The sequence below is a fragment of the Rahnella sp. R3(2024) genome, from assembly GCF_042920125.1.
Taxonomy (GTDB): Bacteria; Pseudomonadota; Gammaproteobacteria; order Enterobacterales; family Enterobacteriaceae; genus Rahnella; species Rahnella rivi.
This window is the reverse complement of record NZ_JBHGBU010000001.1, coordinates 3,272,112-3,284,519: the sequence shown is the minus strand read 5'-3', so window position 1 is coordinate 3,284,519 and position 12,408 is coordinate 3,272,112. Positions and strand designations below refer to the sequence as shown.

The 12,408-nt window shown below is 51.2% G+C and carries 10 protein-coding genes; 3 read left to right on the top strand and 7 right to left on the bottom strand.

Translation table 11 applies throughout. The annotated features are described in order from the left end of the window. The first annotated feature begins 93 nt into the window (after positions 1 to 93). Positions 94 to 1,137 (top strand): pyridoxal-phosphate dependent enzyme, encoded by a 1,044-nt coding sequence (locus tag ABSH60_RS14755; RefSeq protein ID WP_390974563.1) that lies wholly within the window; start codon positions 94 to 96, stop codon positions 1,135 to 1,137. Positions 1,138 to 1,204: 67 nt separating this feature from the next. Here the strand turns inward: ABSH60_RS14755 and cof are convergent, their stop codons facing one another. Beyond that, the gene (gene cof / locus ABSH60_RS14750) at positions 1,205 to 2,026 is read right to left on the bottom strand and encodes an HMP-PP phosphatase (RefSeq protein ID WP_390974561.1); all 822 of its coding nucleotides are present in this window, start codon (positions 2,024 to 2,026) and stop codon (positions 1,205 to 1,207) included. Positions 2,027 to 2,218: 192 nt separating this feature from the next. Between cof and ABSH60_RS14745 the strand changes: the two genes are divergently transcribed. Further along, positions 2,219 to 3,931: an SgrR family transcriptional regulator gene (locus ABSH60_RS14745; RefSeq protein ID WP_390974559.1), complete on the top strand. Its 1,713-nt coding sequence runs from the start codon at positions 2,219 to 2,221 to the stop codon at positions 3,929 to 3,931. A 96-nt stretch (positions 3,932 to 4,027) separates the two neighbouring features. Continuing rightward, a complete protein-coding gene (gene queC, locus ABSH60_RS14740) occupies positions 4,028 to 4,726 on the top strand; it encodes a 7-cyano-7-deazaguanine synthase QueC (protein ID WP_122096122.1) in 699 nt (232 codons plus the stop codon). 53 nt (positions 4,727 to 4,779) lie between these two features. Here queC and ABSH60_RS14735 read toward each other — a convergent pair whose 3' ends face one another. From ABSH60_RS14735 to clpX, 6 genes are all read right to left on the bottom strand, one after another. Continuing rightward, on the bottom strand, positions 4,780 to 5,196 hold the full coding sequence (locus ABSH60_RS14735) for a YbgC/FadM family acyl-CoA thioesterase (RefSeq protein ID WP_122096008.1): 417 nt from the start codon (positions 5,194 to 5,196) through the stop codon (positions 4,780 to 4,782). 117 nt (positions 5,197 to 5,313) lie between these two features. After that, positions 5,314 to 5,697: a helix-hairpin-helix domain-containing protein gene (locus ABSH60_RS14730; protein ID WP_183848806.1), complete on the bottom strand. Its 384-nt coding sequence runs from the start codon at positions 5,695 to 5,697 to the stop codon at positions 5,314 to 5,316. Positions 5,698 to 5,835: 138 nt separating this feature from the next. Continuing rightward, positions 5,836 to 7,716 carry a peptidylprolyl isomerase gene (gene ppiD / locus ABSH60_RS14725; RefSeq protein ID WP_390974555.1) on the bottom strand — a complete coding sequence of 627 codons (1,881 nt, stop codon included), beginning with the start codon at positions 7,714 to 7,716 and terminating at the stop codon, positions 5,836 to 5,838. Between the two features lie 166 nt (positions 7,717 to 7,882). After that, positions 7,883 to 8,158, bottom strand: a complete 276-nt coding sequence (hupB, locus tag ABSH60_RS14720; protein ID WP_056771982.1) for a nucleoid-associated protein HU-beta — start codon at positions 8,156 to 8,158, stop codon at positions 7,883 to 7,885. Between the two features lie 215 nt (positions 8,159 to 8,373). Next, positions 8,374 to 10,728, bottom strand: a complete 2,355-nt coding sequence (lon, locus tag ABSH60_RS14715; RefSeq protein WP_056771086.1) for an endopeptidase La — start codon at positions 10,726 to 10,728, stop codon at positions 8,374 to 8,376. 191 nt (positions 10,729 to 10,919) lie between these two features. Then, positions 10,920 to 12,194, bottom strand: coding sequence for an ATP-dependent protease ATP-binding subunit ClpX (gene clpX / locus ABSH60_RS14710; protein WP_056771083.1), 1,275 nt, complete (start codon positions 12,192 to 12,194; stop codon positions 10,920 to 10,922). Between the last annotated feature and the right edge of the window lie 214 nt (positions 12,195 to 12,408).

The following is a 12,408-nucleotide window of genomic DNA, read 5'->3' as shown; positions in this document are numbered from 1 at the left end:
TTAAATCTTATCTTCGTGGGTTAAAGGGTAACTTATTTCTCCGGGAGTTACGTTATTCTTGTGTGCATCAAGACACTTTTATGAGCCTGCATCATGCGCAATTCCTGGGTTAGTCACGCTATTAAAGAAATCGATGCCGATTTTCAGCGTTCCGCCGATACACACCTGATTCGCCTGTCACTCAACGACTTTCCCGGAATTTCACTGTATCTGAAGGATGAAAGTACCCATCCGTCCGGCAGCCTGAAACATCGCCTTGCCCGCTCACTGTTTTTGTACGGTTTGTGCAACGGGTGGATACGTGAAAACACGCCTATTGTGGAAGCTTCTTCAGGCAGCACCGCCATCTCTGAAGCCTATTTCGCACGCCTGCTGGGATTGCCTTTTATCGCCGTGATGCCTTCTTGCACTGCTCCAAGAAAAATCCAGCAAATTGAGTTTTACGGTGGCCGGTGTCACTTCGTCCAGAACTCGGGGCAGATCTATGCCGCATCCGAGCAACTCGCCCGTGAACTGAACGGGCACTACATGGATCAGTTTACCTACGCAGAGCGGGCAACCGACTGGCGCGGGAACAATAATATTGCTGACAGTATTTTCCGACAGATGTCGCATGAGCCGCATCCGATACCGCGTTATCTGGTGATGAGCGCGGGAACCGGCGGCACTTCCGCAACGCTGGGCCGCTATATTCGCTATCAGGGGCACGATACGGAACTGGTGGTCGTCGATCCGGAAAACTCAGTATTTTACGATTATTATCAACAGCGTGATGCCAGCGTCACTGCACAATGCAGCAGCCGTATTGAGGGTATTGGCCGCCCTCGCGCTGAGCCATCGTTCATACCAAGTGTAATAGACGACATGATGCGCGTGCCTGATGCGGCCAGCATCGCGACGCTTCACTGGCTTGAGAAGGTGCTGGGGCGTAAGGTCGGCGGCTCAACCGGTACCAACGTCTGGGGTGCACTGCAACTGGCTACGCAGATGCGTGAGAGAGGGGAAACCGGCTCCATCATCACCCTGCTCTGCGACAGCGGCGAACGTTATCTGAATACATACTTCGATGAGAGTTGGGTAGCGAAGAACATCGGGGACATTTCACGATACGCACAGCAGCTGGAAGGGCTAAGTTAACTCCGCGTTAAATACAGCGTAAGAAAGGAAAAAAGCCGGGACAGATGACCCGGCTTGCTGCAAAACCTTAATATTCGGGGGAATAGGTGAGGTTTGGTGTGTGCAGCCAGTGTTGCAAAAAGTGAGACACCGCCTGATGACGGCAATGCCCAATAATTTGTAAGTGCGGTGACTTCTCTTTCAGAACAGGTAACGCGTTCCCCATAATCAGCCCCATCCCGACGCCCTCGAGCATTTCCTTGTCGTTCATGGCATCCCCAAACGCCATACACTCTGACATGTTGATCCCCAGTCCTTCCGTCAGCAATGCAAGCGCGCTGCCTTTGTTGCTGCCTGCGGGCTGCACATCAAGACAATCCATCGCAGAGAAACATAAATCGATGCGCGGGCCAAAGTGAGCTTCGAGCTGAGGCACCAGCGACAACAACACGTTATGCGGGGCGCAGAAACACACTTTGCTGTTACCCGAATCCGGTAATAAGCGCAGATCCTGTAACTGATAGCGAAAACCACTGAACTGATGCGGAATGAGTAAATCCGGATCGTCGAGAGAAGTGAACCAGCCGTCATCGCGGAAAACATGCACACTGGCTGGCGTGTCCCACGAGGTATGCAGTAATTCGTGCGCGCAATCCTCGGGTAAATCGCTGGCGTGCAGCCGGTGGCCACTGAGATCATGAATACGGGTACCGTTGCCGGTGATGAGATAGCCATCCAGGCCGATGTTAGCAAGAATATCTTTCATTTCGAGATAATGACGCCCGGTGGCAAAGGTCAGCGTTACCGGCTTTTCAGCTAACTGCCGCAGCGTGGACAACGTTTTGTCGCCCAGCGTGTGATCAGGTAAAAGCAGCGTGCCATCCATATCAAATGCAGCTAAACGGTACATATTTCCTCTCTGAGCGGCGTTGTTTTCACCCGCAAAGTATGGACTGATATTTACGGAACTAATAGTGAACACTTTATGAATACTGTTCCGGTTTTAGCTCACACTTTGGTTTTTTACTTCAGGTCTGGTCGCGTCAGCTGGGATATGCTGAACAGGAAAAATTCACCCTACTCCTGAGGTTCCGTATTTACCGTGCGTCTGCAAAATCGGCTTAATCAGTTTCAGCGTCTGTACCTGAAAACCGGATCGCATCCGGCTCAATTTACCGTGGCAGAACTGGCAGAAATCTTCTGTTGCAGCGAACGCCACACCCGAACGCTACTGATGCACTTTCAAAATGCCGGCTGGATCCGCTGGCAGTCGCAGGCTGGTCGCGGAAAACGCGCATCGCTAAGCTGCCTCAAAACACCGGAAGAGTTACGCGGAACGTATTTACAGGAATTACTGAAAAAGGGTGAACATTCTGCCGCGCTGCAACTGAGCCAGCTGGATCCTTCGCATCTGAATACCCTGCTCGCGCCGCATCTTGGCGGCCAGTGGCAGGAAGATGCGCCGACGCTGCGCATTCCCTATTATCGCCCTCTCCAGCCTTTAGATCCGCTAACGCTTACCGGCCGCGCTGAACAACACCTGGCGCATACTATACATGCAGGTTTAACGCGCTTTATCCCCGGTGATACCTCACCGCAGCCCAATCTGGCGCATCACTGGCACGTCAGTAATGACGGAAAAACCTGGCAGTTTTTTCTGCGCAGTCAGCTTTTCTGGCATAACGGTGAACCGTTAAAAACCGCGCAACTGGTCGCACGCTTTCAGCAACTTCGCGAGTCAGCACGCGGTAAACATAATCTGGCGTCAGTGGTGACATTATCTCAGCCTCATGCGCTGTGTTTGCAGTTCGATCTGGATAAACCGGATTACTGGCTGGCACACCGTTTTGCCGACCTCAATTGTCTGTTGGCTCATCCGGACGATCCGCATATCGGCGCCGGACCGTTTCGCCTGACCACCTTCACCCCTGAGCTTATCCGCCTCGAGCAACACACCTATTACCCTTTACAACATCCCTATCTGGCCGCTATTGAGTTTTGGATCACTCCACAACTTTTTGCTCAGCGGGACAATGTCAGTTGTCAGCATCCGGTCAGAATTATTCTTGGCGAACAGAACGAGCTTTCGCAGGTAAAACCCGTCCGGCGAAGCACCAGTCTTGGTTTTTGTTACATTGCTACTAACTTGCGACGCGGCGTGCTCAGTGAAGCACAGGCGCAAAAAGTCATCCGAATTATCCAGCGCAGCGGCATGCTGGATAATCTGCCGATCGATCATGATCTGGTGAAAGCCAGTAAAGAAATGCTGCCCGGCTGGCCGATCCCGGTTCACGACCATATGGATGTTCAGTTGCCTGAAACTCTGCGTCTGCTTTACCACCCGCCCGTAGAGTTTGAACTGGTGGCTCAGGCATTGCGGGAAAAGCTGGCGGAAGAAGGTTGTGCGCTGGAAGTGGTTTATCACGCAGGCCGGTTGTGGGAAGACGGCGAATTACTGGAATCGGCAGATCTGCTGCTGGGCGACCGGCTGATCGGTGAATCTCCGGAAGCCACGCTGGAGAACTGGCTGCAACAGGATCCGTTGTGGCCGGGGATTTTGCGCGAAGAAGATCTTATCTTGCAGCAAGGACGATTGAGCCATATTCAGCAAATCCCGCAGGAAAACAGGCGGTCTGAAGAACTGCGCGATCATTTTTATCAGTGGATGGTGCGCAGCATTATTACACCGCTGTTCAACTATCAGTATCAGGTGAGCGCGCCGCCACGCATCAGCGGCGTTCAGCTGACGGCATGGGGCTGGTTCGATTTCTGTCAGGCGTGGGTTCCGCCGCCGTTGCAATCTGAAAATGACTGAAGCAGCTGTTTCGCTACACTACGGCGGCAAAGGTAAGTACCATGAGCGTGATTTTGCTGCCCGATGCGCGGTCAGTTCAGTAAACAGGAAATCAGAATGAAAAGAGCAGTGGTGGTTTTTAGCGGTGGACAAGATTCAACAACCTGTCTGATTCAGGCTTTGAAAGAGTATGACGAAGTACATTGCGTCACTTTCGATTACGGTCAGCGACATCGTGCTGAGATTGAGATCGCGCAAAAACTGTCAGTGCAGTTGGGCGCGCGTGCCCACAAAGTGCTGGATGTCGGTTTGCTCAATGAACTGGCGGTCAGCAGCCTGACTCGCGATAACATTCCCGTACCGGGCTTTGGTGAAGAAACTGAAGGCGGTTTACCCAGCACATTTGTACCGGGTCGTAATATTCTGTTCCTGACACTGGCGGCCATTTACGCTTATCAGATCCAGGCAGAAGCGGTCATTACCGGTGTGTGCGAAACCGATTTCTCCGGCTACCCGGATTGTCGTGATGAGTTTGTCAAAGCGCTGAATCATGCAGTGTCTTTGGGTCTGGCGCGCGATGTGCGTTTTGAAACCCCGTTGATGTGGCTGAACAAAGCCGAAACCTGGGCGCTGGCAGATTATTATCAGCAGCTCAGTCTGGTTCGCCATCATACTCTGACCTGTTACAACGGCATCGCCGGTGATGGGTGTGGAGAGTGTGCCGCCTGCCACCTGCGCGCCAACGGTCTTCAACAGTATCAGCAAGATCAGGCGGGCGTGATGGCCAGTCTGAAAAAGAAAACCGGTCTGCGTTAAAGTACCTGACGGATAACCGCGGGCAGCCATTTCGCTGCCCGTGGTTATGTCAGTCATTCATGATTGGCCGCGTCATTTTCCAGCTCAAGTTCACGTAATCTTTCCAGCAACTCTCCTTCCAGCGGCAAGGCCTTTTGTGTGCGTAAATCAATACACACGAAGGTCAGCGTAGCATCCGCCACGACATCGCCCTCACGGGTCACCACCTGCTCAATGACTCCACTGCGACCATTCAACTGCTGAAGGCTGCTGTCGATGCGTAAAACATCCCCGAGCACCGCAGGCTTGCGGTAATTGATGTTTATATTTACCACAATGAAAGCAATGTTGTTTTGGCTCATCCACTGGAAGCCGGACTGATTGTCGAGCCATTCCCAGCGGGCGGTTTCCAGAAATTCCAGATAACGCGCATTGTTAACATGCTGATAAACATCGATGTGAAAACCACGAACTTTAATAAACGTATGCATAGTGATTAAAAAACTCCTGCGTCTCGCCTGAGGTACAAACCAAACTGGTCAGATGTCTTAAGAGATTAGCAGAAGAAAACGGCGGCAACCGTTAAGGGTTCGCCGCCGCGACATCCGTCACAATTTCAGACGGTCCTTGTTACGTTCAAACAGTGCAGCGCCAATACCCGGCACTTCGCGAAGCTGTTCAATATCAGTGAATTGCCCGAGCTCTTCACGGTAGCTGATAATGGCCTGCGCCTTCTTCATCCCTACACCGTTCATCGCCCTGGCAAATTCTTCCGCTGTGGCCGTATTAATGCTGACAGTGGTGTCATCAGCCACCGCGGCCTGCTCTTTTTTCACCTGCGGACCCGCCACTTTCCCCGCCGTTGTTGCCGGTGCCACAGATGTCGTGGCAACAGTACCGGACGCATTGGGTGCGGCCTGTAACATCACAGGTAACGTTGAAAGCCCAAGAGCCAGAGCGAGAGAGAGTGACGTAATGCCTAGTTTTTTCATGCTGTATCCTCCATGTGTTTGACAGCACGGAGAGAGTGCATCAGGAATAAAAACCGGACAATGGGCAACTTTCAGATGTGGAAAAGGCCGCGAAAGCGGCCTTTGTTTGTTGCAACGCGTTGCAAAACTTTGCGGCGTTTACTGGTTTTGTGCAGCAGAACCGAACTTGATTTTTGCTTCCTGACGCAGGTTTGTCAGCAGCGCATCAAAGGTCACGTTTGAGGAGGTTTGTTGCATTTCCTGCGCAAAACGTGCGGCATCCGCTTCCGGCACAGCACCCGGGGTAACGGCAGTGAGTTTAATCAACACGCTGTTCCCTTTTGGATCCTGAGACAAGCCGTAAACGGCCTGGTCTTTCTGTGGATGCGGCAATGCGAAGACATTTTCTTCGAAAGCAGAAGGCTGCTGGCTGCGCTGTACTTTCTGCACATCACCAAAGCTCAGACCTGCGGCTTTCATTGCGTCATCGCCTTTACCCTCTTTAAGGGCTGTCAGCAGTTTCTCGCCTTCCATGCGTGCCTGATCTTGTGCTTTCTGGCGTTTAACCAATGTAGTCACCTGATCTTTCACTTCAGCAAAAGGCTTAACGCCTTCGGCTTTGTGCGCATCGACACGAATGACAAACGCACGATCGCCATCAACAGTAATGATGTCAGAGTTACTGCCAGGAGCACCGTCCTGACCAATCAGGCCACCTTCAAAAATCGCCTGCACAACAGGTTTGAAATTGATGCCTGCCGGGATTTGATTCTGAGTGAACCAGTCAGTGTGTACCGCTTTCACACCGGCAACTTCTTCAGCCGAAGCCAGAGACTCGTTGTCGTTTGTCGCGGCTTCACTGACTTTCTGCTGCAGCGCATAGTAAGCATCCAGTGATTTCTCTTGTTTGAGCTTATCAGTGATGCTGGCGCGCACTTCAGTCAGAGGCTTAACCTGTTCAGGTTTGATGTCTTCAAGACGCAGGATGAAGAAACCATTGTCCGATTTAATCACACCGGAAACCTGACCTTTGGTGGTCAGATTGGCGCTTTTGAATTCTGGCAATGTGGTTTCAGGTTCCATCCAGCCTAAATCCCCACCCTGCTTCGCACTCAGTGCATCGGTGGATTTAGTTTTCGCCAGTTCTGCGAAATCAGAACCGCTTTTAAGTTGGGTAGCGACCGCATCAGCGTCAGCCTGAGTTTTCAGGACGATTACGCTGTAACGACGACGTTCAGGCTGGCCAAACTCGTTCTTATGCTGGTCGTAGTACGCGCTGATGTCGGCATCACTCACGTCGGCTTTACCCTGCATGGCCGCGGCATCCATTTCGATGTAGCTGACTTTCACCTGCTCAGGGGACAAGAAGTTATTCTTGTTTTGGTCGTAGAACGCCTGCACTTCTGCATCAGTGACTTGTTGCTTAGCGGCCAGCGTGTCTGTGTCCAGCGTTGCCGTATGCACGTCACGGGTTTGCAGGATCAACGCGCCGAGCGTTGTGCTTTCAACAGGCAGAATAAAGTCGGTCTGACCGTAGGCTTGTTCGAGCTGCTGGCTGATCAATTGCTGTTTCATTAACTGAGCAAAATTATCTGCGCTGTAACCCATGCTCTGGATGCTTTGCAGGTATTTGGCGTTGTCGAAACGGCCATTAGTCTGGAATTGTGGGGTCGCAAAAATCGCGTCTTTGATCTGCTGATCGCTGACGGCAATGCCAAGCTTTTTGGAATACTGATCCAGCAAAGTGACGTCAATCAGGTTGTTCAGGGATTCCTGGCGCAACTGCTGCATATAACCATCGCTGCCCGCCAGCGCAGAGAATTGATCTCCAAGCTGTTGCTGCAGTCGGCTACGCTGGTTTTGCACTGCTTGTTCCAGCTGTGCACGACCGATTTCCTGACCATTCACTTTCGCTGCATAGTCGCCTGAACCGCCGACCAGGTAGTTGCCCACCCCTGTCAAAATAAAGGACAGAATAATCAGGGCCAGAATGATTTTGAGCACGACGTTATTGGACGCCGCGCGTAAATTGTCCATCATAGTGAGGCAACACTCCGCTGTAATAAAAAAAGCGCACCGTTTTCGATGCGCCTTGTATCTTACCTTACCAGCCCGGTGACGTCAGGTTATTGTTTAACAACCAGACCTGAGTAAACAGGCATCAGTGATGCGCTTCACACAGATTTGACGTCAGCCCTTCGGGTAATTAGCCGTTAACGGCATCTTTCAGCGCTTTACCTGCACGGAAGCCAGGTACTTTAGCTGCTGCAATGCTGATTTCTTTACCGGTCTGTGGGTTACGGCCGGTACGCGCTGAACGTTCACGCACTGAAAACGTACCAAAACCTACCAGAGCGACTTCTTCCCCAGCTTTCAGGGTATCCGTCACAGATGCAAGAACAGCATCCAAAACACGTCCCGCTGCGGCTTTAGAAATATCAGCACCGGCAGCAATTTTGTCGATCAATTGTGACTTATTCACTCTTTTCATCCCCTCTTAAAATTCTCTCATCACGCCGAATTTCCCTTCGGACGTGACCGCGCTGCTGTTATATCAATCTTGTCAGGGCTATGCAAGCGACTGAAAGCAGCCTGAAACCTTCTGACCGTTGACTAACTTAACGGCACAAAAAAAAGCTGGCAAGTGAGATTTCACCTGCCAGCCTGAGTTTTATTCAACTGTGTAAGTCGACGTCACTATTTTGCCGCTACCGGTAATGCACCGTAAGCTGGATTTTGCAGTGCGAAGTTCAGAACATCATCAATGCGCTTAACCGGATGGATCTCGAGGTCTGCCAATACGTTCGCTGGAATTTCTTCCAGATCGCGTTTGTTATCGTCAGGGATCAGCACCACTTTGATACCACCACGGTGTGCAGCCAGCAGTTTCTCTTTCAGCCCACCGATTGGCAGAACCAGACCGCGCAAGGTGATCTCGCCCGTCATCGCCACGTCGGCACGAACCGGGTTACCCGTCAGACAAGACACCAATGCGGTACACATTGCAATACCGGCACTCGGACCGTCTTTCGGCGTCGCCCCTTCAGGTACGTGAACGTGAATATCACGTTTTTCGTAGAAGTCAGGGTTGATGCCCAGTTTGTCAGCGCGTGCACGCACAACCGTCAGCGCCGCCTGGATGGATTCCTGCATCACTTCACCGAGAGAACCGGTATACGTCAGCTTACCTTTGCCCGGTACGCAGGCCGTTTCGATAGTCAGCAGCTCGCCGCCCACTTCGGTCCACGCCAGACCCGTCACCTGGCCTACACGGTTTTCGGTATCCGCACGGCCATAATCGACCTTCTGAACGCCGAGGAAATCTTTCAGATTATCGCCGTTAATTTCAATGTGCTTGATGGCTTTATCCATCAGCAATTGTTTAACCGCTTTACGGCAGAGTTTAGACAACTCACGTTCTAAACTACGCACGCCCGCTTCACGGGTATAGAAACGAATGATGCCGATAATCGCACTGTCATCTACCGTCAGTTCGTTCTTTTTAAGTGCATTACGTTCGATCTGTTTCGGCAACAAATGCTGTTTGGCGATGTTCAGTTTTTCATCTTCGGTATAACCGGAAAGACGGATCACTTCCATACGGTCAAGCAGCGGTGCCGGGATGTTCATTGAGTTCGACGTTGCGACAAACATCACGTCTGACAGGTCATAATCGACTTCCAGATAGTGATCGTTGAACGCGACGTTTTGCTCAGGATCGAGCACTTCAAGCAGGGCTGAAGCCGGATCGCCACGCATGTCAGAAGACATTTTGTCGATTTCATCGAGCAGGAACAGTGGGTTTTTCACCCCAACTTTCGCCATTTTCTGGATCAGTTTGCCCGGCATGGAACCAATGTAAGTACGGCGATGGCCGCGGATTTCCGCTTCATCACGCACCCCACCCAGCGCCATACGGACATATTCACGCCCTGTAGCACGCGCGATGGACTGACCCAGTGACGTTTTACCCACACCCGGAGGCCCTACCAGACACAGGATCGGCCCTTTGATTTTGCTGACGCGCGTCTGCACTGCAAGATACTCAAGGATGCGATCTTTAACACGCTCGAGGCCAAAGTGATCGGTATCCAGAACTTCCTGCGCTTTACGCAGATCTTTTTTCACTTTACTGCGGGCATTCCATGGCACCTGAAGCATCCAGTCGATATAACCACGAACAACGGTGGCTTCGGCGGACATCGGCGACATCATTTTCAGCTTTTGCAGTTCAGCTTCTGTTTTTTCACGCGCTTCTTTCGGCATTTTAGCCGCTTCGATTTTGCGTTTCAGCGCCTCATGCTCATCAGGCGTGTCGTCCATTTCGCCAAGTTCTTTCTGAATCGCTTTCATTTGCTCATTCAGATAGTACTCGCGCTGGCTCTTTTCCATCTGCTTTTTGACACGGTTACGGATGCGTTTCTCAACCTGTAACAGATCGATTTCCGATTCCATCATCGCCATTAAATACTCAAGACGCTCGGTGATATCAAACATTTCCAGTACGGACTGTTTGTCAGCAAGTTTCAGGGGCATATGTGCAGCAATGGTGTCAGCCAGACGTGCAGCATCTTCAATGCTGTTGAGTGAAGTCAGCACCTCTGGCGGGATTTTTTTGTTCAGCTTGATGTAGCCTTCAAACTGATTAATCGCTGTGCGTACCAAGACTTCCTGCTCGCGTTCATCCACGGCAGGAGATTCAAGGTATTCTGCTTGGGCAGCAAAATGCTCACCACTGTCAGAAAGCGTGGTAATGCGTGCGCGTTGTAACCCTTCCACCAGCACTTTTACAGTGCCATCCGGCAGCTTCAGCATTTGTAATATTGAGGCAACCGTACCTACGGAGAAGAGATCGTTAACGCCCGGCTCATCGGTAGACGCTTCTTTCTGCGCAACCAGCATGATTTTTTTGTCGTGATCCATCGCGGCTTCAAGGCACCGAATCGATTTTTCCCTGCCAACAAACAACGGGATCACCATGTGCGGATAAACCACCACATCGCGCAGAGGCAATACGGGGATTTCTATGCGTTCAGAACGCTCAGGGTTCATAGAGCTCTCTCTTAGTTTAGCTTCCGCCAGGTTAAGGAAATCTCGTGAAACACGAGTCAGACGGGTTTCAGCAAGTCGTTAACTGAGTATATGGGGATGAATGTCCGACATTCAACGATAAGAATGTGCGAAAAAAAAATGGGGGACTAAATCCCCCATTTTGTGGCTAACTCTCTGGATAGTTTGGCTAATTATTCACCAGACGCTTGCTGCGCCTCGGGTTTGCCATAAATCATCAGAGGTTCTGACTGGCCCGCAATGACGGATTCATCAATCACCACTTTTTCCACATCGTCGAGCGACGGCAGATCATACATAGTATCCAGCAATGCGGCCTCAACGATTGAGCGCAGGCCACGGGCACCGGTTTTACGGTTCATGGCTTTTTTAGCAATCGCAATCAGCGCTTCATCGCGGAATTCCAGTTCAACGCCTTCCAGATTGAATAACGCCTGATATTGCTTAGTCAGGGCATTTTTCGGCTCTTTCAGAATTTGAATCAGTGCTTCTTCATTCAGTTCACTCAGGGTTGCCACCACAGGCAAACGGCCAATGAACTCAGGGATCAGACCAAACTTGATCAAATCTTCCGGTTCAGCCTGTGCCAGCAACTGACCTTCAGTGGCTTTTTGCTCTTTGCCTTTAACTTCAGCACCAAAACCAATACCGGTACTGGTGTTGATACGCTGACCAATCACTTTATCCAGGCCGGCAAACGCACCACCACAGATAAAGAGGATTTTCGACGTATCAACTTGCAGGAATTCCTGCTGTGGGTGCTTGCGTCCGCCCTGCGGCGGCACAGCGGCAACCGTACCTTCAATCAGTTTCAGCAACGCTTGCTGAACACCTTCACCGGACACGTCACGTGTAATCGATGGGTTGTCAGACTTGCGGGAAATCTTGTCGATTTCGTCAATGTAAACAATACCGCGTTGCGCTTTCTGAACGTCGTAATCACATTTCTGCAGCAGTTTCTGAATGATGTTTTCAACATCTTCCCCCACGTAACCGGCTTCTGTCAGCGTGGTGGCATCGGCCATAGTGAATGGCACATCCAGGAAACGCGCCAGGGTTTCAGCCAGCAGCGTTTTACCGCTACCGGTAGGCCCGATCAGCAGAATGTTACTTTTGCCCAATTCGATACCATTGCTGGTGTCACCATTGCGCAAGCGTTTGTAGTGGTTATACACGGCCACGGCCAACACTTTCTTCGCAGGTTCCTGACCGATAACGTAATCGTCAAGGTGCTGACGGATTTCGTGCGGCGTCGGTAAAGCACTGCGTTCGCGGTGTGGCGCGACTTCTTTAATCTCTTCGCGAATAATGTCATTACACAAATCGACACATTCATCGCAGATATACACTGACGGCCCAGCAATCAGCTTACGCACTTCATGCTGGCTTTTGCCGCAAAAAGAGCAGTACAGCAGCTTTCCTGAACCGTCTTTGCGCTTATCTGTCATCAGTAAACCTCTTCTCTAGTATCAGTCCCGCAGCGTTACAATAACACTGCGACACGACCATATTACACAACAGCCGCATGATGGCTGATGTCTGTTCATTCATGTTATGACTCACATCGGGCGGAAAAGTGTCATCAGTGATGTACTCTTTTTCCTTCACGGGAAAATATCCGCCCGGATAACCTCCGTATGAGTATAACTATAGACCATCAGC

Coding starts and splice junctions, on each gene's coding strand:
- ABSH60_RS14735 (WP_122096008.1), bottom strand. CDS start 5,196: ATGCATACGTTTATTAAAGTTCGTGGTTTTCACATCGATGTTTATCAG.
- cof (WP_390974561.1), bottom strand. CDS start 2,026: ATGTACCGTTTAGCTGCATTTGATATGGATGGCACGCTGCTTTTACCT.
- lon (WP_056771086.1), bottom strand. CDS start 10,728: ATGAACCCTGAGCGTTCTGAACGCATAGAAATCCCCGTATTGCCTCTG.
- ABSH60_RS14755 (WP_390974563.1), top strand. CDS start 94: ATGCGCAATTCCTGGGTTAGTCACGCTATTAAAGAAATCGATGCCGAT.
- clpX (WP_056771083.1), bottom strand. CDS start 12,194: ATGACAGATAAGCGCAAAGACGGTTCAGGAAAGCTGCTGTACTGCTCT.
- ppiD (WP_390974555.1), bottom strand. CDS start 7,716: ATGATGGACAATTTACGCGCGGCGTCCAATAACGTCGTGCTCAAAATC.
- ABSH60_RS14730 (WP_183848806.1), bottom strand. CDS start 5,697: ATGAAAAAACTAGGCATTACGTCACTCTCTCTCGCTCTGGCTCTTGGG.
- queC (WP_122096122.1), top strand. CDS start 4,028: ATGAAAAGAGCAGTGGTGGTTTTTAGCGGTGGACAAGATTCAACAACC.